Here is a 21,503-nt window from a genome sequence, read left to right as displayed (position 1 = left end):
CTTGTTCAAATAGTCATTAATCCCTAACTATTTATTTTTATTTAGTTATGCCATGATACATATTACGTCATGAGATAATATTACACTAAATCACAGTGAATAATGCATAAAATAAGCCTGAAAGATTGGGTAATTTTACTTACCATAGTCCCAACAACCCTTATTGGAATAACAATTGCCAGTTATTTCTCTTATAGTCGTTATGCTGAACTCAATCATTACTTAACTGAACGTTCATTAAGTATTATAGAACCTTTAGCTATTACCAGTACTGATGCGATCATCAATAACCAAAGAGAAAAGCTACGACAAGTTGTAGGATTTGCTCACCGCAGCCAATCATCCATCATTAAAAGCATTACTGTATTTACCAAAGATAACCAATTATTTGTCACCAGTGCCTATCATGGGGATATTTCATCACTACGCTTAAGTGCAGGTACTGATATTCCAACTAATACCACAATTTCAACAGTAGATGACTATCTCATTTTTAGAACGCCTATTATTGATGAGTCGATCCAAAGCACGACGGTAAGTAATGAGGATATTTCAAACTCAGTTGTTGGTTACATTTCGATGCAAATCGATAGAAACCAAATAAAGTTTGATCAACAAAGTCAGATCCTTATTGCTTTTGGTATTGTTGTATTCGGCGTATTAATTAATGCTATTTTTGCCATTCGTTTAATTAAAAATGTCACACGTCCTGTCAGTTCAATGGTACAAGCGGTAGACAGAATAAGAGAAGGACGGTTAGAAAGTCGTGTAAGTGGGCAACTTATTGGCGAACTTAATTTTCTAAAAAATGGTGTTAATGCTATGGCGCAATCCTTAGGTGACTACCATGATGAAATGCAAAAAAGTATTGATCAAGCAACACTAGATTTACGTGAAAGTTTAGAGCAATTTGAAATTCAAAACGTACAATTAGATATAGCTAAACGAAAAGCCCAAGAAGCTAATAAAGTGAAATCAGAATTTTTAGCTAATATGAGTCATGAGTTGCGCACTCCCTTAAATGGTGTTATTGGCTTTACTCGACAAGTACTAAAAACCCCATTAACTGATACACAGCGAGATTACCTGCAAACCATTGAACGTTCAGCAGCCAATTTACTATCCATTATCAATGATATTCTTGATTTTTCAAAATTAGATGCTGGAAAAATGGTTATCGAAAAAATCCCTTTTTCTTTAAGAGAGTCTGTTGAAGAAGCACTAACACTTTTAGCACCAAGCTCACACAAAAAGAATATTGAACTTTCTCTTAGAGTAAACCCCGCACTTCAAGATTCATTTATTGGCGATGCCATGCGTATCAAACAAATTCTAATTAACCTAGCCAGTAATGCGATAAAGTTCACCGAGAAAGGCTTTGTTAATATAGATCTAGATAGTGAATTTATCGATGATAAAAGTGCATTGTTGAAAGCCACCGTTACCGATAGTGGTATTGGTATGTCTAAAACTCAACAAGAAACTATATTTGAAGCGTTTGGGCAAGCTGATAAAAGTGTGACCCGTTTGTATGGTGGTACTGGATTAGGTTTAGTCATTTCTCAACGTTTAGTCTCTGAAATGCACGGCGACATGGGATTTGTTAGTGAAGAAAATCGTGGTTCAACTTTTTGGTTTACCTTTCAATGTGAAGTAAATCAAATTCCAGAAACCGAATCTTCTAAACCTAAACCTCTTAAAAATAAACGTATTTTATACTTTGAACCACATACCCATAGCCGTATTGCCACCAGCGAAATAATGGAGAGTTGGCAAATAAAAGTAACGCCTGTAACCAGTTTAGAAGAAGTAAGTAATGCATTAGCTCAAAAGCAGCATTTTGATTTTGCACTTATCGGGCACGAAGTTACACCTACAGCACTTAATGAGTTAAAAGAACTGATCCAATCAATAAAGCCACATATTTCTTCAATTCATTTAGCGATTAACTCTAATTCTCCAAGTTTACAGGAAGCTTTAATGGCTGCCGGCGCTAAAAGTTGCATTAGCAAACCAGTCACACCTGAACGCCTTTGTAAGGTATTAGTGCCACACACAGATGCAAATGAGATAGATGTATTAATCAATAATGGACAAAGAATTCCTATCAAGGTATTGGCCGTAGACGATAATGATGCAAATTTGAAACTGATTGATGCATTGCTAAATGAGCAAGTTCACGATGTTACCTTAGCCACAAATGGTAAAGAAGCCGTTGATTTATGTAAAAATGAAAAATTTGCCTTAATTTTTATGGATATTCAAATGCCTGTTATGGACGGAATATCAGCATTAAATCATATAAAAACAAGTACGTTCAACGATAGAACCCCTATTATCGCTGTGACAGCACATGCACTTAGTGGTGAAAAAGATAAGTTGTTAAAAGAAGGTTTTGATTCATATATGACAAAACCTATTGATGAAAGCATGCTCAAGCACATTATCTATGAGTATTGCGATCCTGAGTTACTTGGACAAAAAATATTAGCAACTAAAAAAATCAACACCATAGAAAAGTTATCTAGTAGTGAATCAGTAATTAACCATAAACCAGATAAATCTTCTATCGTTATCGACTGGGCACTCGCTATTCAAAGAGCAGGACATAAAGAAACATTAGCTAAAGATATGTTACAAGGGCTAGTAGATAGCTTGCCTGAAACCAAAATACACATATCAGAAGCGGTTACAGCGCAAGACGTTGAACAGCTTAAAGTATTAGTTCATAAGCTTAATGGGGCATGTTGTTATTCTGGAGTACCTGCTTTAGGCAAAATTGTTCACGAACTAGAAACACAACTCAAACAAGGTAAAGCAATAGATGATTTAGAGCCTGAGTTTTTTGAATTATTTGAACATATAGAAAATGTGATAATACAAGCGCCTAAAACGTTTAAAATGCTTGAACTTGAAGATATTGACGCTAAACCGACTAATTAGTTCTCAACGCTAACTTTAAGCTTATATAATCTGCAGAGTGTGTTATCTAACTTTAATATCGGGATCGGTATTAATATCCCCATCTTCTGTGATCACAGCAACTCCCCCATCGCACATTAATACCGCCAAGCTTTGACCATTTTCATTTCTAACAAACGAAAGTTCATAACCAAATTTTCCAAGGCTACTGGCTGAAAATTTTTGTGCAAGTGAAAGCTTTTCCCACCACACAGACTGCTCCGGAGGTTCTCTTCTTCTTTCAACAATAGGTTTATTAAGTGACTGCATAACACCAACCTATGAGCAAAATATATACAAGGATAATAAAAGTATAGTTCAAATAAGAAATAATACTAGTAATATGTTATTTGCATTTACATTCTTGGATTGAGTTACAAAGCTATTGAGACAATATTACAAAAGCGGTGGCATAAAGTTTTTCATCTGCTAAAGACACGTGCCATTGAGTAGCACCTTGCTCTTGAGCTAATGATAATGCTATATCAGAAAGTACTAAAATAGGTTTACCGCTTGCTAACGAATGTATTTCAATATGTTGAAATGAGACACCTTTGGCAATACCAGTGCCCAACGCTTTTGCAGTAGCCTCTTTAGCCGCCCAGCGTTTAGCTAAAAATGCATCTTGAGCATTAATATTAATATAACGCTGGTATTCGCTAGCTGTTAATATTCGCTTGGCAAGTTTCTCTTTAGCAGGCTCTGACATATTAACTATACGATTAATCTCAATGATATCAGTGCCTATTCCAATAACAGACATAACAACTAAAGTCTTGCTTCTATCATTAAACGTTTCATATCTCGCACCGCTTTGTCTAATCCATCAATAGCTGCTCGAGCAACAATGGCGTGACCAATATTTAACTCAACAATTTCAGGGATTGCAGCTATAGGTTTTACATTGAAATAATGTAAACCATGTCCTGCATTAACCTTGAGGCCAACACTATGAGCGTACTCTATTGCTCCCTTAAGACGCGCTAACTCTTGTAATTGTAGTTCTTCTGTAGGTGCATCAGCATAACAACCAGTATGAATTTCAATAAAAGGCGCTTGGCTTAATACTGCCGCGTCTATTTGGCTTTTATCTGCGTCTATAAATAAGCTGGCTTTTACACCTGCTGCTGCTAATTGAGCTACTGCTTGGTTAATTTTATCTTGTTGTCCTGCAACATCTAAGCCTCCTTCAGTCGTTAACTCTTCACGCTTTTCAGGTACTAAACAGCAAAACTCAGGTTTAACTTCACACGCAATTGTTAACATTTCATCAGTAACAGCCAATTCTAAATTCATACGTGTTTGCAATGTTTCTTTCATTACATAGACATCGCGATCTTGAATGTGACGTCTATCTTCACGTAAATGTATAGTAATGCCATCCGCACCAGCATGCTCTGCAACACTTGCTGCATGAGCTGGGTCTGGATATGTGGTACCACGAGCTTGGCGTAACGTTGCAATATGATCTACATTAACACCGAGTAAAATATCTTTCACATTAACCTCAACTAAATAATTTTCGACTATTAAGCGGCTTACCACCCAATAAATGATTAATAATTTGACGCATTAACTTTTTATAACTTTGCCTAACAGTTATGCTAGATAGTTGACCACAAGCTATAGCATGCATGTCAAGCCACGCATACTTAGGCATATGCTTATTAGTTTCATTTTCTAATTGGAACCCGCTATCGGGTACGTAGTAAATATGTTCCGCTGACATTGCTTCCAACATAGAAAAATCGACACCCTGACCTAACTCTTCTAATAACTGCACTTCAAATGCACGGAGTATCAGTTCAACAGGCTCTTCTTTAATTAATGCGATTAAACTCTCTTGATATAAAGAAAATAATAGGGGGCATTCTTGATCTTCAGGAAGTAACCTGACCAATAATTCATTTAAATAAAAAGCACTATAAAGTCTTTCTTTTTCAAGTGAATATGATTTACCGAGCGCCTCAACTCTGACCAGCTTCTGTAAACTGCTATTTCCCGATAGCACCACATTTACCGGTAAGAATGGTTGAAGTAAACTTTTTTTGCTCGATTTAGTCGTATGACTGACATACGCTAAGGCTGAAACCTTACCGTTTTGTTGTGTTAATAACTCAACCAAATGCTGATTTTCTCGATAAGGTCGACTATGTAATATAAACGCAGCTTGGTCTTGTCCATACATAGTCAAAACTCATTTACCTCGATAATCCAAATCGATATTAACCCGAGTAATCATCGCCATAGCCTAAACTACGCAATGCTCGCTCATCGTCAGCCCAGCCTGATTTTACTTTCACCCAACTTTCTAAAAATACTTTTTGATCAAATAACTCTTCCATATCACGGCGAGCCTCTTGACCAATCGTTTTTAAACGTTCACCTTTATTACCGATAACCATGCGCTTTTGTGTACTACGCTCAACCAAAATTAATGCATTAATATGCAATATTCCTTTATCATCCACTTTAAACTGTTCTATTTCAACAGTTGTGGAATATGGTAATTCGTCTCCAGTGAAGCGCATTAATTTCTCACGAATAATTTCTGATGCCATAAACCGGCTAGAACGATCGGTAATATAATCTTCAGGAAACCAAAAATCGCCCTGTGGTAACGCCGATAAACACATGTTTTTTATCGTATCAACATTATCACCTTTACTAGCAGAAATAGGCACAATATCTTTAAAGTTATGCATGCTACCCAATTTTTGTAAATGTGGTAAAAGCTCTTCTTTATCTTGTACATTATCGCTTTTATTAACCACTAAAATACATGGAGCACCACTTTTCTTAATTTTATTCAGCACTAATTCGTCATCCGGTGTCCAGTTTGTGCCCTCTACTAAAAATAAAATTAATTCTACTTCGGCAATAGAGCTTGCTGCAGCCCGATTCATTAATCTGTTGATGGCACGCTTCTCTTCTCCATGTAGCCCTGGAGTATCAACTAACACGGCCTGATAATTATCTTCTGTTAATATACCTAATATTCTATGACGAGTGGTTTGAGGCTTACGTGATGTAATACTAATTTTTTGACCTAACAAGGCATTTAACAAGGTAGACTTACCAACATTTGGTCGCCCAACAATTGCAATTAAGCCGCAATACTTTTCTGTTGTCATTTACCTTTATCCGCCTTTAATAGTGTTAATACTTGCTTTGCTGCTGACTGTTCAGCTTTTCGTCTACTAGAACCTTTAGTGATAACATCTTTATCAAGCACTTCGGTAGTGCAACGAACAGTAAATTCTTGGTTATGAGATTGACCACTAGTGTCAATTACTTCATATAACGGTAAGTCAATTTTTCGACCTTGTAAGTATTCTTGCAAGCGTGTTTTAGGATCTTTTTGTGCTTGTCCCGGCTGAATTTGCGCTAAACGACTTTCAAACCATTCTAAAATTAAGCTGCGACAAGTTTCAATATCTGAATCTACATAAACGGCGCCAATAATTGCTTCTACGGCATCTTCTAAAATAGACTCTCTACGGTGGCCCCCACTTTTTAATTCGCCAGGTCCAAGAATTAGGTAATTACCAAGCTCAAAGCTACGTGCAACTTCTGCTAATGTAACACCTTTAACCAAACTCGAACGCATTCGAGTTAAATCTCCTTCGTTAACTTTAGGAAATTGTTCGTATAGTTTTTGTGCTATAGTAAAACCTAAAATAGAGTCACCTAAAAACTCAAGACGTTCATTATGATTTCCTTTGGCACTTCGATGAGTAAGCGCTTGTAGCAATAAAGCTTTATCAGAAAATTGATAACCAATCTTTTTACTTAGTCGAGCTAACGCCAACTCTTCATCGACTTTCATTATTGAATACTACCTAAACGCCCAAATCGAATGCCTGTAGGTACCCATCTAGGTAACATATCTTCTTCTGTACGCTCAAAATCAAAGCTCATCCAAATAGCTACAGCCTCTCCAACTAAGTTTTCTTCAGGTACAAAGCCCCAAAACCTACCGTCAGCACTATTATCACGATTATCACCCATAACAAAATAGTGACCTTCAGGCACAACAAACTCATCTCGCTTAGTACCATTTTGTTTAAAATAAAGTGGTGTACGCGGTATAATTTCATCATTGACTAAAATATCATGCGTCTTATTGGGCATATTGGAGGTATAGCGAGTTAAACCAACGGGGCCATCGCTATATTCACCTTTATTGACTAACGTCGTTTCTACTTGCTCAAATTCTGGACATTGAGTATCTGTTGGTAAACACACAGGTTTAATATATAGAGATTTATTGCGGTAAATAACTCTGTCACCAGGTAAACCAATGACACGTTTAATATAATCAATAGTCGGCTCTACAGGATATTTAAAAACGATAACATCACCGCGTTCTGGTAAACCAATATCAACAAATTTTTTGCGAGCTACAGGATCTCGTAAACCATAGTTAAATTTATTTACTAATATAAAATCACCATCTAATAACGTTGGCATCATTGAACCAGACGGAATTTGAAACGGCTCATAAATAAATGATCTAAGTATAAGTACAAAGGCGATAACAGGAAAAATTTGTACTGGTGTATCAATAAAAAAAGGGGCCTCTAATATTTTATCGGATATCTCAGGACTTAGCTCACCTTCACATTGTTTTTGTGCTGTCGCTAACTTTAATTGTCGCTGTGGTGCTAAATAAAACTTATCTGCAAGCCATATAATACCTGAAACTACGGTGATAAAGACTAAAATTATTGAGAAATAAACGGCCATAATTATCCTATTACTTGTCCAGTTTTAGTACGGCAAGAAAAGCTTCTTGCGGTACTTCTACGTTACCTACTTGCTTCATTCGCTTTTTACCATCTTTTTGTTTTTGAAGCAGTTTTTTCTTACGTGATATATCACCACCATAACACTTAGCTGTTACATTTTTACGTAATTGTTTAACGGTAGTTCGTGCGATAACATTGTTCCCAATAGCTGCCTGTATCGCAATATCAAACATCTGACGATGAATAAGTTCTTTTAGCTTTTCAACTAACATGCGACCACGAGAAACTGAATTATTGCGATGAGTGATCATTGCTAATGCATCAACACGATCACCATTTATCATAACATCTACTCGCACCATATCTGCAGCTTCAAAGCGTACAAAATGATAATCTAAAGATGCATAACCACGACTAGTAGATTTTAATTTATCAAAGAAATCCATGACGACTTCAGCCATAGGTAACTCATAAGTTACAGCAACTTGATTACCATGATAAATAATATCTTTTTGTATACCGCGTTTTTCAATACATAAGGTAATCACATTCCCTAAATGCGCTTGTGGCACTAGTATATTAGCCTGTACAATCGGCTCTCTAATTTCATCAATATTATTAATAGGGGGTAAATCACTTGGGTTATCAATAGATAGAATATCACCATTAGTGCAGGCAATTTCATAATTCACTGTGGGTGCAGTCGTAATTAAATCAAGATCATATTCACGAGCGAGACGTTCTTGAACAATCTCCATATGTAACATGCCTAGAAAGCCGATACGGAATCCAAAACCTAGTGCTGATGAATTTTCCGGTTCAAAGAATAATGAAGCATCGTTAAGACTTAGTTTATTTAGCGCATCACGAAAGTTGTCATAATCATCTGAGCTAATTGGGAAAATACCAGCATATACTTGCGGCTGTACTTTCTTAAAACCGGGCAATGGCTTTTCTGCTTCACGTTTAAATAACGTCAAAGTATCACCTACAGGCGCACCATGGATTTCTTTGATACCCGCTATGATAAAACCTACTTCACCTGTTTTTAATATTCCAGTGTCACGCTGTTTCGGAGTAAAAATACCAACTTTATCAATAATATGAGATTGTCCAGTTGACATAACGACCATTTTATCGCCTTTCTTAATTTCGCCATTTATGACGCGAACAAGAGAAACAACCCCCTGATAATTATCAAACCATGAATCAATAATTAACGCTTGTAAATTAGCATTAGGATCACCTACTGGCGGTGGTATATTGGCGACAATTGACTCTAATACATCTTCAATACCAAGACCGGTTTTTGCTGAACAAGTCACTGCATCGGTAGCATCAATGCCTATGATATCTTCAATTTCTTCACTTACTCGAATTGGATCAGCCTGTGGTAAATCAATTTTATTTAAGATTGGAATGACTTCTAGGTCCATTTCTATTGCGGTATAGCAATTGGCAACTGTTTGAGCTTCTACGCCTTGGCCAGCATCTACAACAAGTAAAGCTCCTTCACAAGAGGCTAAAGAGCGGGATACTTCATAAGAAAAATCAACATGACCAGGAGTGTCAATGAAATTCAGTTGATATACCTGACCATCTTTCGCTTTATAATCTAAAGTGACACTTTGTGCTTTAATGGTAATGCCACGTTCACGCTCAATATCCATTGAATCGAGCACTTGAGCTGCCATTTCACGGTCTTGTAACCCTCCACAATGTTGGATCAAGCGATCAGACAAGGTTGATTTACCATGGTCAATATGGGCAATAATGGAAAAATTTCGGATATGTTTCATAGAAGAAAATTCAATTCAAGCTGTTACTAATTCAATAATGGCCAGATTTTAACGAATTTAGCGCCTTGGGGCTATCTTTTGTTCACTATTACTCAGTTATTTCTGTTACAAAAACCTTTTTGGGCTCGATTCTTAACACAACAGGAGCTAATGCTTTCTGACTTATTGATTTTTCTTGATGTTTTTTTGCGAAGGTAAATCCCAGATAACCGCCAAACGCCCCTAAGATTATTGCTAAAATTTCATGAGCTAAAAGTTGCTCACTTACTAGCCATTGTCCAAAGTATGAAAAAAGAAGTAGACCGAATAGTGGCCAGCAGTATACCTGCCAAGCAGTAGATAACAACGCTTTTTCTGATAATCCTAATACGACATGATCACCTACTTTAACAGGTAAATGACAGGTTAACTCAAGTGCTAATTTCTTTGTCGGAAATGCTTTAGCAACTTGCCCACTGCCGCAGGTATCAACCTGCTGACAACTACTACAAGTCGATTTTATCTCACTAACCACTGTAATCTGATTTTTATCACTTACAGAAGTTACTCGTGCACTCTCTTCAATCATTTAGGGGGATTCGTCATTAACGCAACAGAGTCAGCTATGGCCTTAGCTGTTTGTGAGGGTATTTTACCAACGACGCTTACTTCAAAACCATTGTTAACTTGATTGAGTGCAACTGTTGCGCCATCCATCAAAAACTCAACAGCTCGTTGTCTAACATTACTTGGGCTAACATAAACAGAAATATCAACAAGACCATCACTAAACATCATGAATTCTACAGGTTGCTTAGTTAATGTAATACGATGTCTATTAGTACTTATAGATTCAAAACCTTGAGGCAACCATTTTACCTGCCAAGAAAGAGTAGGTTGTTCGTAATCATCTGGTACTTCAAGCACCTTAGGAAGTTCAGTATCTTGTAATTGTACTAAACTATCTGCCGGTACATCGGAAATATCGAGGTGAGTAAATTGTACCTGCTCCAATAATTGTCCGGCTCTATTTGCAATAACAAGTTTTAGTAAAAGTCCAGTCTCCTGATCCAACCATACCCAATGCCCATAACGATGTGCATCTTTAGACACTATACGCACTAATTGCGCTGTTCGACCCAGTACACGACTTCGCCCAACAGAAATAAAATCATAGCTACTTTCTAGAAGTGTAAAGTCTTGAGCAAAAATACTCGGAATTGGCCCCTTTATATCATTTGAGAAAATAGAATAAGGGGGTAACTCTGGCTCTATATAACTAACAATATTTCCTTTTCGTAAAATATCTCGTCTTGCTCCATTTAATAAAGATAAAATTTCAAGTTCTTCACCTTCTTCATTAACCCCATGAAACCAATGATAAGGCTCTGCTTCATTGTTTTTTACAACGACGAATGAAGTACTAAAATTTAGAGTTTTAATAGAGTGAGATAAGGCATTAAGAGAAAGTTGGGCCTGTTCTTCTGCCCATAGCGGTAAGCTGATACCTACCGCTACTAAAAAACTAATTATTAATTTCATTTAGGCGTTTCTTCAGCCTTTTTTTCCGGTTGTTTAGGTGTATTCACTAACGCAGTTAGTTTAATTTGTTGCTCATGATCATGAAGTAGTGCTTGAAAACGACGTTGCTGCTCAGCAAAAGCTTTTTCTTGTGCATTACGATCAGAGTTCTGACTTTGAAAGTTTAAACTAACAGGTTCAGCAATTCCACCAAGCGGTGTTGTTTTTAACACCTGATTAGGTATAAACGTTTCATTTTGAGCAACATTTTGTTGTACACCAATCACCATTAGCCCAGCCGCAGAAGCTGCAATCGCCATTTGACCAAAAGGTTTAGCAAACTTAACAACTTTAGCTTTTACCGCTTGTGAAAAACTCTCAGAAGGTTTCGGAGCTAAAACAGTCGGTTCATCAGCAATAGCCTGTGCTATTTGGTTTGATATATCGTCAGTAATTAGGCCTTTAACTTCATCACGCAATACATCACCAATAAGCTGGTAATTGTTCCACGCTTCAGACATCTCGCCGTCATTCATTGTTTGTTCAAAAGCTTCATCATTTATTTTATATCCGTCAACTAACGATGAAACTGTTTCAAACTTACTTTCGCTCATATACACACCTTAAATTTTCTTCATTGACAACATTATCGTTGTAATAAAGGTTTAATTTTTTTATCCACAGCATCCCGTGCTCTGAAAATTCGTGAACGCACAGTACCTACTGGACATTCCATAATTACAGCTATCTCTTCATAACTTAGCCCTTCCAGTTCCCGTAAATTAATTGCTGTACGTAAATCTTCCGGTAACTGTTCAATAGTGCTAAAAATAATTCTTTTAATTTCTTGAGTTAACAATAACTTTTCAGGTGAAGCGTTTTCTCTTAATGCATCACCCTCATCATAAATCTCTGCATCTTCAATTTCAATATCTGAACCCGGTGGCTTACGATTTCCTGCCACTAAATGATTTTTCGCACAATTTACTGCTATACGATATAACCAAGTGTAAAATGCACTATCTCCTCTAAAGTTAGGTAAAGCACGGTAAGCTTTTATAAAGGCTTCTTGTACTACGTCAGGTACATCACTTTGGTTTTTTATATAACGTGAGACCAAATTAGCTACTTTATGTTGATATTTTGTCACCAACAAATTAAACGCATTTTTATCGCCACGTTGTACTCGTTCAACCAGTTTCTGGTCGACATTTTGTTCGCTCATCCGAGCCCATTCTCCTAAATAACCACTTAACTTTACATCTGGCTCATGGCAAACGCTAAAAGTAGGACTAAGCTTTTACCAAAAAGTTCTAAATAATTACAAATTATTTAAAAAATGACACATTTAGCGGTTTATTACTGTTATGAAGCAATAATAAAAGTTAATATTCAATTCTCTATAGAGTACCTTAATTCAACTCAATTATGAATCAACAACACAACTGTGACGTATTAATTATTGGTAGTGGCGCTGCAGGACTTTCATTAGCATTACATTTAGCTAAAAGTTCTGATGTTATTGTATTAAGTAAAAGTGCCGTTAGTGAAGGCTCAACAATGTATGCTCAGGGTGGAATTGCCGCCGTTTTTGACGAAAGTGATAGTATCGCTTCTCACGTTGAAGACACTTTAGTTGCTGGAGCAGGTTTATGTGATGAAGCGATTGTTAATTATACCGCTAGTAATGCAAAAAAATGCTTACAATGGCTGATACAGCAAGGTGTAGCCTTTGATAAAGAGGAAGATCAACAAGGAGAGGATAGCTATCACTTAACACGCGAAGGCGGACATAGTCACAGACGCATCCTTCATGCTGCTGATGCTACAGGGCATGCTATACAAACAACGTTAGTTGATCGTGTAAAAGAGCATAACCGTATTCGTGTATTTGAACGATACAATGCCATTGACCTTATTCGGAAAAAAGAAACTGATAAAGCCTGTATTGGTGCATATATTTGGAATCGAAATACCGAAAAGGTAGAATCTATTTTCGCCCATAAAACAATTTTAGCTACAGGCGGCGCCAGCAAAGTATACCAATATACTTCTAACCCTGATATTGCTAGCGGCGATGGTGTAGCTATGGCTTGGCGAGCAGGTTGTCGTGTTGCAAATATGGAATTTAATCAATTTCATCCTACCTGCTTATTTCACCCTAAAGCAGGAAATTTTTTATTAACCGAGGCATTACGCGGTGAAGGCGCTATTTTACGTCGTCCTGACGGTAGTCGTTTTATGCCTAGTTTTGATGAACGTGCCGAACTAGCGCCTCGCGATATTGTTGCCCGTGCTATTGACTTTGAAATGAAACGTTTAGGTGCTGACTGTATGTACCTTGATATCAGCCATAAAACACCCGAATTTATTAAACAACATTTCCCTACTATTTATGAAAAAACACAATCATTAGGGATTGATATAACTAAGCAACCAATGCCTGTTGTTCCTGCAGCCCATTATACTTGCGGTGGAGTAATAGTTAACCAACAAGGCTTAACTGATATTAAAAACCTTTATGCCATTGGTGAAGTCACTTATACAGGCTTACATGGTGCCAATCGTTTAGCGAGTAATTCATTATTAGAATGCCTAGTTTTCGCTCATGCTGCCGCTCTTGATATTGAAAACAGTATACCGCCTAATCAACAATATTTAACACTACCTGATTGGGATGAAAGTCGTGTCACAGATTCTGACGAAGAAGTTGTTATTCAGCATAACTGGCATGAACTTAGACTCTTTATGTGGGATTATGTAGGTATTGTTAGAACAACAAAACGCCTTGAAAGGGCGTTGCATCGTGTTGAATTATTACAACGAGAAATACAAGATTATTACCAAAATTTTAAAGTAAGTAATAATTTATTAGAATTACGTAATTTAGTACAAGTTGCAGAGCTCATTATTCGTAGTGCGATGGAGCGAAAGGAAAGTAGAGGGTTACATTATACTTTAGATTATCCCGATCAACTTGCTCAAGCGCTTCCTACTATTTTAAAACCGTCTGTTCACCCTCAACATTAATTCGACGTATCACTCTGCATAAACGAGCATAGTCTTCTATGCTCAAGCTATCTTTAAAAATAAATTGCTGTTTAGTAAGCGTCCCATCATTTATTATTTTGTTAGATAACATCGTATTGGTATTAGGCTCAGCTATCGGTATCAGTACTAAATAGCAACCATATAATGCGACTCGACTCTTATCGCTAATTTGCCAATGCGCTATTTGTCTATCGTTATAAACCTCTTGCCAGTTCCCTTTTGCATCAAGTTGATAAAATAACTGACACTGACTTTGTTTTTTTAGAACAAAAACACGCCAGCAAATATATAATATGACACTTAAAGCTAATAACAGAGTGATATTATTTAATGGATAAAACGTTGACCATAACAATAAAACTAACAATGCGTTAAGCAACGTAAACACAGACCAATATACAGCGTTTATGACTGAAATATTTACCGTAATCTTATACTTTGACTCGTCCAAGTATAAATTGGACCATTGCGTTGAGTTCAGTGTCTTCACAAGCTTCATGTCCCATAAACCAAGCAAATAATTCAGGATCTTGGCAGGTTAACAAGCGTTCAAATGTTAGCTTATCTTGTTCTGATAAATCATCATAAGCCTCATTTACAAATGGGATAAAAAGTACATCTAATTCTAACATCCCGCGTCGGCAAGCCCATTTTAGTCTTGCTTTTACTTTTCCATCAGTCATTATTATTCCTAAATAACTTATTTTTATCTATTTTAACAAAAACCACTATTTATACCTATGGTATTTTAGCATCAAAGGGGAAATAACAGATAAATTATCACTTCCCTTAAACTAAACTTGCAAAATAGTTTTTTCGCCCATACTTAAACCTTACTTAAATAAGAAAGCTCATTAATATTATGCAACTTCCAAATATTCCCAACAATTATCTTATAAAGCTCAACAACGTTTCTGCAATTTCATTAGTTGGCGAGGAGCAAGTCAAATATTTACAAGGTCAGGTAACCTGTGATGTAAATGCGCTTTCCGCTCATAACTTACTACATGGAGCACACTGTAACGCTAAAGGTAAAGTACTTAGTTGTTTTCGGTTAATAGAAAAAGACCAACAATTATTGCTAATACAACCCAAAGCGACCATTCCCGCTTCCTTAGCAGAATTAAAGAAATTTGGTGTTTTTGCAAAAGTTGACATTACAACTTCCGAACAGTTTAGCTTTTATGGATTAGTGGCTGAAAATGCTAAAGAAATATTATCAAAACATTTTAGCCAAATCCCAGATAATATCACCCCTGTTGTCAATGAAGGTACCACTTCATTAATCTATATTGCAGGTGATATAACCCGTTACTTATTAATTGATCGCAGTGAAAATTTAGCACCGCTATTAACATCATTAGCTTTGCCTATCCTTAATGATAGTCTCTGGGTTTTTCATGAAATTTGTCAAGGTTTTCCATTTTTATCAAGCGAACACCTTGATCAATACGTCCCACAAATGTTAAACATACAAGCTATTCATGGCATTAGCTTTACAAAAGGCTGTTATTTGGGCCAAGAAACTGTTGCCCGTATGCAGTATTTAGGAAAAAACAAACGTGCCATGTTCTCTTTACAAGGACAAACAAGTAGCCCTATTTCGGTAAACGATATAGTTGAAATGCAATTAGGTGAAAATTGGCGAAAAGCAGGTGATGTTATTGCTAGCTATCAAGATTCTGAACTTGCTTTTGTGCAAATCGTGTTAGCAAACGATGTAAATCCACAAACTAAATTCAGAGTAAAAGGCCAGGAAGGATCATCTTTAACGCTAATGCCTCTCCCCTACTCTTTAAATCCAGAATAAACGTTAGGAATTATTATGAAAATAGCCCCGAATAAAGTTGTCGTATTACATTATGCCGTATCTGACAGCGAAGGCACATTAATCGACAGCTCTTATGATCACAGCCCTTTAGCCATTATTTATGGAACAGGCTATTTGATTCCGGGACTCGAAGACGCACTAATTGACCATGTAGTGGGTGATAAATTTGAAGTGTCTGTAGCCGCAGAAAATGCTTATGGTGAACGCCACGATGGTTTTGTTCAAACCGTGCCAAAAGCAATGTTTGAGAGTATTGAAGAATTGGAGGTGGGCACACAACTACGTGCAACAACTGATGAAGGTGAACAAACGGTTATTGTTATTGATATGACTGACGACGAAATAACTGTTGATGGCAATCATCCACTAGCAGGTATCGATTTAGAGTTTGACGTTGAAATACTTGAAATAAGAGATGCCACTGAAGAAGAACTCGCTCATGGACATGTACATGCCGAAGGCGGTTGTGGGCACTCACATTAACCTAAGTTGGGCACTCACATTAACCTAAGTTTAGACTTGTAGAAAACAATAATAGCTAAAGTAGACTAATTAAAAGCCTAATTTAGCTATTTTTTCATAGACTTGATTAAAAGGCATTTTTTCACATAATGCAAAGCCAGATAGTTGTTGTACTTTTTGCCTAGCAAACATTGGTGCAGTTATACCGGTTAAAAATCGACAATAATTAACCCGACTTAAATCTGCTTTAGTTTTTCCAGCTAATTGCCGCTTTAATTGTTCTAATGACATCACGATCACCTCATCACTTGGCCATGAAGGTATTTGATCAACTGCTAAGGTAATAATATTTCCATCACAAACAGAACAATGACCACAATGGATTGGTGCTTCTATATCGCCAAAATATTGAGCTAACTCATAAGTTAAACAATGCGAGCTTTGTAAAAAGCTTATCAGCCGATGAATTCGTGCGATTTCGCTTTGTTCTTTTTCTTTAAAATAAGCAAAAAGCTGCTGTGCTAAATTTTTGTTACCTAAAGCCTGCAGGTTAACATTAAAGACCTCTGTTGCTTTTTTCGCTTCTAATGTAATTAACCCTTTATCTGACAAATACTCTAATGCAATCACAACACGTGCACGATCACACTGATAAAATTGCATCAATTTTTCAAAATCGGGTTCAGCCCAAACTTTCTTTTTATGGCTTGTTAAAAATATAGCTTTTAGAAAGTCTTGTCTTTCTCCTGAAAATTGTTCAATTATTTCATTTTCACTGACATTCAATTTATATTTAAAATCAGCAAAATAGGTAAATAACGGTTTAACAACATTCAATAATTCTAATTGGACTAGTAAGGTTTTTAGCGGTAATTGTCTAATATTACTTTCTGTTGATAACGACAGACCTTGTAATTGCCATTGATTGTTATATTGCTCATTTTTAATGTTTTGCAATACATATTCTATTCCTGATAACTCAGGTGTATCACCGTAAATAAAGTTTTCTAAGGTGTTAAGTCCTGCTGTTGCAGCGAAAGTTATACAGTCTGAAGCTAACCCATCGCGCCCGGCTCGACCTATTTCTTGGCTGTAATTTTCAATAGATTTTGGTAGATCATAATGCACTACAGTACGTACATTATTTTTATCGATTCCCATTCCAAAAGCGATTGTTGCGATAATAATTTGCACTTTATCATGCATAAATTCTGTTTGGATTTTGGTTCGTAACTCACTTTCTAATCCTGCATGATAAGCTTTAGCGCTAAAACCCTGGCGTTCAAGCAAACTAGCAACTTCCTCGGCTGTTTGCTGTAATGTGACATAAACAATAGCTGCTCCTGTATTTTGGGATAATATTTCAGAAAGTACATTCGCTTTGTCAGCTTGTGCTACCGAGCGTATTGATAGCTGTAAATTTGAACGATAAAAGCCCGTTTGTACAATATGAGGCTCACTGATGGTAAACTTCTTTGCCATATCTTGTTTGACTTTTGGCGTCGCCGTTGCAGTTAACAGTAGCACTAAGGGGATATTCAACAGTTGCTGATAATAAGGTAGTTTTAAATAGTCAGGACGAAAGTTATGCCCCCACTCAGAGATACAATGTGCTTCGTCAATCACTAATAATGACACAGGTATTGACGAAATAAGTTGTCGAAAACGCTCGTTCTTAAAACGCTCAACCGACACCATTAATACTTTAACTGTTCCAGATTTAACTTTTTTAACGACGTCTTGGTGTTCATTAGCTGTTAAACTAGAATCAATACTGGCTGCCGAAATTCCTTTACTATGTAAAAATTCAAGTTGATCTTTCATCAGTGCAAGTAGGGGAGACACCACTAACGTTAAATGAGGTAGGTGCAAAGCAGCGAGTTGATAACATAACGATTTTCCAGAGCCTGTAGGAAAAATAGCTAAACTTGAATCACCATTTAGGAGCTGACAAATCGTTTGCTCCTGCCCTTCCCTGAATTCATTAAAGCCAAAAGTTTGTATTAATGTTTGTGCTATCTTTTGTGAGGTAAAATTATTCACATTTTTCCATACTTGTATTGATATATGTAAGTTACTTTATCAGAATATCTTGCTTATTTTTCTGCCGCAATAACGGAAACTTCAACAAGTAATACATCGCGCGCCATTGGTGCTTGAACACAAGCCCGAGCTGAGGCAAAGCCAGTAGGAACCCACTCATCCCAAACGGCATTCATAGCAGCAAAGTCATCCATTGTTTTTAAGTAAATAGTAGCTGAAAGCATATGTTCTTTCGAACTCCCCGCTTGCTCAAGTAAAGTTTCTACTTTCGCTAACATAGTTTGGGTTTGTTCAGTAATGTCTTTAGTTGCATCAGCACAAACCTGCCCACATAAATAGATAGTACCATTATGTTTAACGATTCTACTCATTCGAGCGTTGGTTTCTATTCTTTCGATTATCATTGTTAATTCTCAATTTTTTAATAATGTAGATGTTTAAAAAATAAAACCCCAACGCTATGCAACGATGAGGTTTTATTGAACTAAATAAAAGTAAAGTACGCTATTTGCCGATAGTTCGCTTTAGTTCAAGGAGATAGCACGGAGCTGACGTTAGTCAGTGAGTACTTTCGACACAGAAATAAAGTGAAATAGCAAAAAAGAGCGTCGCTTTATTGTTCAGCAGGCATGTCCCCTTTGAGGGCGACCCGAGTTCATGTTAGCTGCTGGGCTTAATTTTGATAAAATAGCTTATTTTTTGAGATAATAATTTGTACTTTTGTGGCTTCACTTCCAAAAAGTATACAACACGTGGCAAAGCCTTGGATTAAATAATTATTAGGGTAATTCTCTTCAAAACCCACTTTTATGGTATAGTACTCTATTAGTATTATGCTACAATTATTTTGTTGTATAATTTAATCAAGTTTTTATGGAAAACCGTAAATGGTTTAAGACCTATATGTTTATATGGGCTGGACAGTTTGCTTCAATGCTTACAAGTTATGCTGTTCAGTTTGCTATTGTTATATGGCTTAGTCTGGAGTACAAGTCAGCCGAAGTTTTAGCCTACGCAGGAATAGCAGCTATGTTGCCTCAAGCATTGATAGGCTTAATAGCAGGTGTATATGTTGACCGTCTCAATCGTAAATATGTAATGATTTTTTCGGATGCTTTTATAGCTCTCTGTGCCCTTTTGTTACTCGTCATTTTACAAAATGAAAATGTTAATCTTATATGGATATACATTTTATTGGGTTTACGCTCTGTTGGTAATGCTTTTCACGCTCCGGCACTACAGGCAATTGCTCCGCTGATTGTACCCCAAAATGAATTGATAAAGGTAGCAGGAATTAATCAGGTGTTACATTCGGTTTGCAGGATTGGTGGTCCTGCCATTGGCACATTAGCCATTGCTTATCTTCCTATTTCAAAAGTATTGTACTTGGATTTGATTGGAGCATTGCTGGCTATTCTTTCACTCGTGATGGTGAAAATTCCCAATGTGGTTGCGAAGTCAAAATCGTCTGCACATTCTATTGCTACAGAATTTTCGGAAGGGTTTCAGACTGTTTCAAAAAACAAAGGTTTGCGTTATCTTTTTCTTTATGCAATGGCGATAACCTTTGTTATAATGCCAGCTGCCATTATGTTTCCGTTGCTCACAACAGGGCATTTTGCAGGAGGAAAATGGGAGATAGGAATTGTAGAAGTGGTTTGGGGCGGAGGTATGCTTATTGGCGGTGTCATCCTGAGTATTTTCAAATTGAAAGGCTCAAAAGTAGTCGCAGTCAATGTTATGTATGTATTATTGGGACTTACATTTATTTTGAGTGGTGTATTACCTGCAAGTTGGTTTGTAGGATTTGTGATGGTAACAGCCATTGGCGGTATCAGCCTGTCTGTTTTCAATGGCTGTTTTACAGCAATTGTACAAACAGAGGTAAGTCCTGAAAAATTAGGACGTGTATTTTCACTTTATTATAGTTTGGCAGTTTTGCCAAGTGTAATCGGTTTATTATTCACAGGCCTGATTGCAGAAGTTATTGGTGTAAACATTACGTTTATCATAAGCGGTTGTTTGGCAATCCTTGTGGGTATTCTTTCGTTTAGCACTCGCAACTTAATGCAATTAGGTAAAATCAAAAATATTTAAAAAAATGAAAAATAGAGATATTCAAAAATTAGCGGAAAGAAATGGGTTAATTCTTTCGGATGAAATGAGTTTTAATGAAATGGGAATTGATTTTAAGGTTGGTTTCGCTACAGATAGGGATGGCACAAAGTGGTTGTTGCGTATTCCAAGAAGAACAACCTTAGGCGAACAGATTGCGAATGAGAAACGCATTCTTCAATTGGTGTCGAAATACCTTTCGGTTCAAGTTCCTGATTGGCGTATAGCTAATGAAAAACTGGTAGCCTATCCTTTGCTCGATGGAAAACCTGCACTTACTTATGATGCGGAGACTTATGAAGTAACCTGGAATATGTCTAAAGAAAACGACCTTTATATACCATCATTAGCGAAAGCACTTATAGAACTTCATTCAATTCCTACGGAAGAAGTACTTCGTAATAATCTAAAAATTTTGACACCTGAACAGGTTAGAAATGAGATTTCTGAAAGATTGATTTTGGTGAAATCTGAATTAGGGATAAATGCCGAATTAGAACTTCGGTACCAAAAATGGCTGGATAATGATGCCTTATGGCCGAATTTTACAAAATTCATTCACGGTGATTTGTATGCAGGTCATACACTTACTCATCATAATGGAGAAGTTTGTGGAATTATTGATTGGTCAACTGCACAAGTCAGCGATATAGCACAAGATTTTTCAGGTCACGTTACTGTTTTCGGTGAAGAAAGTCTGAAAAATTTAATTGCGGCATACGAAAAACAAGGTGGAGAAGTATGGGATAAACTGTTTGAACAAGCAGTTGAACGAGCTGCTGCCGCACCTCTAGCTTATGGATATTTTGCTTTAGAAACACAAGATGAAATTCATCTTAGTTCTGCAAAATTACAGTTAGGTGTTGAGTAGATTTTTTTTAGTAGGGGCTGACACCTTAATCGGGTCAACGTATAGGAAGAATAAACGCCCTTTTCACCCAAGTCCAACAGCTTTGGACCGCAGTTGACTCTTTCGACACCCCTGCGATG

22 protein-coding genes are annotated in these 21,503 nt (G+C 36.7%); 6 read left to right on the top strand and 16 right to left on the bottom strand.

Annotated features, from left to right (window positions below):
• Window positions 1-102 precede the first annotated feature (102 nt).
• Window positions 103-2,943 carry a two-component sensor histidine kinase BarA gene (gene barA, locus IE155_RS07160; protein ID WP_189377568.1) on the top strand — a complete coding sequence of 947 codons (2,841 nt, stop codon included), beginning with the start codon at window positions 103-105 and terminating at the stop codon, window positions 2,941-2,943.
• A gap of 42 nt (window positions 2,944-2,985) precedes the next feature.
• Here the strand turns inward: barA and IE155_RS07155 are convergent, their stop codons facing one another.
• From IE155_RS07155 to rpoE, 12 genes are all read right to left on the bottom strand, one after another.
• Window positions 2,986-3,231 carry a hypothetical protein gene (locus tag IE155_RS07155; RefSeq protein ID WP_189377567.1) on the bottom strand — a complete coding sequence of 82 codons (246 nt, stop codon included), beginning with the start codon at window positions 3,229-3,231 and terminating at the stop codon, window positions 2,986-2,988.
• 112 nt (window positions 3,232-3,343) lie between these two features.
• On the bottom strand, window positions 3,344-3,724 hold the full coding sequence (gene acpS / locus IE155_RS07150; protein ID WP_189377566.1) for a holo-ACP synthase: 381 nt from the start codon (window positions 3,722-3,724) through the stop codon (window positions 3,344-3,346).
• 5 nt (window positions 3,725-3,729) lie between these two features.
• Window positions 3,730-4,461 carry a pyridoxine 5'-phosphate synthase gene (gene pdxJ / locus IE155_RS07145; protein WP_189377565.1) on the bottom strand — a complete coding sequence of 244 codons (732 nt, stop codon included), beginning with the start codon at window positions 4,459-4,461 and terminating at the stop codon, window positions 3,730-3,732.
• Window positions 4,462-4,468: 7 nt separating this feature from the next.
• Window positions 4,469-5,149: a DNA repair protein RecO gene (recO, locus tag IE155_RS07140; RefSeq protein WP_189377564.1), complete on the bottom strand. Its 681-nt coding sequence runs from the start codon at window positions 5,147-5,149 to the stop codon at window positions 4,469-4,471.
• A gap of 37 nt (window positions 5,150-5,186) precedes the next feature.
• The gene (gene era, locus IE155_RS07135) at window positions 5,187-6,095 is read right to left on the bottom strand and encodes a GTPase Era (RefSeq protein WP_189377563.1); all 909 of its coding nucleotides are present in this window, start codon (window positions 6,093-6,095) and stop codon (window positions 5,187-5,189) included.
• Window positions 6,092-6,790 (bottom strand): ribonuclease III, encoded by a 699-nt coding sequence (gene rnc, locus IE155_RS07130; protein ID WP_189377562.1) that lies wholly within the window; start codon window positions 6,788-6,790, stop codon window positions 6,092-6,094. The genes era and rnc overlap by 4 nt, the downstream gene beginning before the upstream one ends.
• Window positions 6,790-7,710: a signal peptidase I gene (gene lepB, locus IE155_RS07125; RefSeq protein WP_189377561.1), complete on the bottom strand. Its 921-nt coding sequence runs from the start codon at window positions 7,708-7,710 to the stop codon at window positions 6,790-6,792. The genes rnc and lepB overlap by 1 nt, the downstream gene beginning before the upstream one ends.
• A gap of 10 nt (window positions 7,711-7,720) precedes the next feature.
• Window positions 7,721-9,511: a translation elongation factor 4 gene (gene lepA / locus IE155_RS07120; RefSeq protein ID WP_189377560.1), complete on the bottom strand. Its 1,791-nt coding sequence runs from the start codon at window positions 9,509-9,511 to the stop codon at window positions 7,721-7,723.
• An 88-nt stretch (window positions 9,512-9,599) separates the two neighbouring features.
• On the bottom strand, window positions 9,600-10,079 hold the full coding sequence (locus tag IE155_RS07115) for a SoxR reducing system RseC family protein (RefSeq protein ID WP_189377559.1): 480 nt from the start codon (window positions 10,077-10,079) through the stop codon (window positions 9,600-9,602).
• Window positions 10,076-11,032, bottom strand: coding sequence for a MucB/RseB C-terminal domain-containing protein (locus IE155_RS07110; RefSeq protein ID WP_189377558.1), 957 nt, complete (start codon window positions 11,030-11,032; stop codon window positions 10,076-10,078). Before IE155_RS07110 ends, IE155_RS07115 begins: the two co-directional genes overlap by 4 nt.
• Window positions 11,029-11,625: a sigma-E factor negative regulatory protein gene (locus tag IE155_RS07105; RefSeq protein ID WP_189377557.1), complete on the bottom strand. Its 597-nt coding sequence runs from the start codon at window positions 11,623-11,625 to the stop codon at window positions 11,029-11,031. The genes IE155_RS07110 and IE155_RS07105 overlap by 4 nt, the downstream gene beginning before the upstream one ends.
• 32 nt (window positions 11,626-11,657) lie before the next feature.
• Window positions 11,658-12,236, bottom strand: coding sequence for an RNA polymerase sigma factor RpoE (gene rpoE / locus IE155_RS07100; RefSeq protein WP_189377556.1), 579 nt, complete (start codon window positions 12,234-12,236; stop codon window positions 11,658-11,660).
• Between the two features lie 203 nt (window positions 12,237-12,439).
• Between rpoE and nadB the strand changes: the two genes are divergently transcribed.
• Complete coding sequence (gene nadB, locus IE155_RS07095; RefSeq protein WP_189377555.1) at window positions 12,440-14,041, top strand: L-aspartate oxidase; 1,602 nt, start codon at window positions 12,440-12,442, stop codon at window positions 14,039-14,041.
• Here the strand turns inward: nadB and IE155_RS07090 are convergent.
• A complete protein-coding gene (locus tag IE155_RS07090) occupies window positions 14,007-14,450 on the bottom strand; it encodes a protein YgfX (RefSeq protein ID WP_229817123.1) in 444 nt (147 codons plus the stop codon). The two genes, nadB and IE155_RS07090, sit on opposite strands and share 35 nt — an antisense overlap.
• Before the next feature lie 43 nt (window positions 14,451-14,493).
• Complete coding sequence (locus IE155_RS07085; RefSeq protein ID WP_189377553.1) at window positions 14,494-14,745, bottom strand: FAD assembly factor SdhE; 252 nt, start codon at window positions 14,743-14,745, stop codon at window positions 14,494-14,496.
• 179 nt (window positions 14,746-14,924) lie between these two features.
• Here IE155_RS07085 and ygfZ point away from each other — a divergent pair, with 179 nt between their 5' ends.
• Both ygfZ and IE155_RS07075 read left to right on the top strand, forming a co-directional pair.
• Window positions 14,925-15,872, top strand: coding sequence for a tRNA-modifying protein YgfZ (gene ygfZ, locus IE155_RS07080; RefSeq protein ID WP_189377552.1), 948 nt, complete (start codon window positions 14,925-14,927; stop codon window positions 15,870-15,872).
• 15 nt (window positions 15,873-15,887) lie between these two features.
• Window positions 15,888-16,376 (top strand): FKBP-type peptidyl-prolyl cis-trans isomerase, encoded by a 489-nt coding sequence (locus IE155_RS07075; protein ID WP_189377551.1) that lies wholly within the window; start codon window positions 15,888-15,890, stop codon window positions 16,374-16,376.
• Between the two features lie 69 nt (window positions 16,377-16,445).
• On the opposite strand, the gene IE155_RS07070 is transcribed toward IE155_RS07075, so the two are convergent.
• Window positions 16,446-18,398 (bottom strand): RecQ family ATP-dependent DNA helicase, encoded by a 1,953-nt coding sequence (locus IE155_RS07070; RefSeq protein ID WP_229817121.1) that lies wholly within the window; start codon window positions 18,396-18,398, stop codon window positions 16,446-16,448.
• A 53-nt stretch (window positions 18,399-18,451) separates the two neighbouring features.
• Complete coding sequence (locus IE155_RS07065; protein WP_229817119.1) at window positions 18,452-18,802, bottom strand: RidA family protein; 351 nt, start codon at window positions 18,800-18,802, stop codon at window positions 18,452-18,454.
• A 469-nt stretch (window positions 18,803-19,271) separates the two neighbouring features.
• Between IE155_RS07065 and mef(C) the strand changes: the two genes are divergently transcribed.
• Entirely contained in the window at window positions 19,272-20,495 is a 1,224-nt protein-coding gene (gene mef(C) / locus IE155_RS07060) for a macrolide efflux MFS transporter Mef(C) (RefSeq protein WP_014386804.1), read from the top strand.
• Between the two features lie 4 nt (window positions 20,496-20,499).
• Window positions 20,500-21,384, top strand: coding sequence for an Mph(G) family macrolide 2'-phosphotransferase (locus IE155_RS07055; RefSeq protein ID WP_014386803.1), 885 nt, complete (start codon window positions 20,500-20,502; stop codon window positions 21,382-21,384).
• Window positions 21,385-21,503 lie beyond the last annotated feature (119 nt).

The sequence above is a fragment of the Thalassotalea profundi genome (genome assembly GCF_014653195.1).
GTDB lineage: Bacteria > Pseudomonadota > Gammaproteobacteria > Enterobacterales > Alteromonadaceae > Thalassotalea_B > Thalassotalea_B profundi.
Note: the sequence above shows the minus strand (reverse complement) of the source record. Positions and strands in the feature narration are given on the sequence as shown.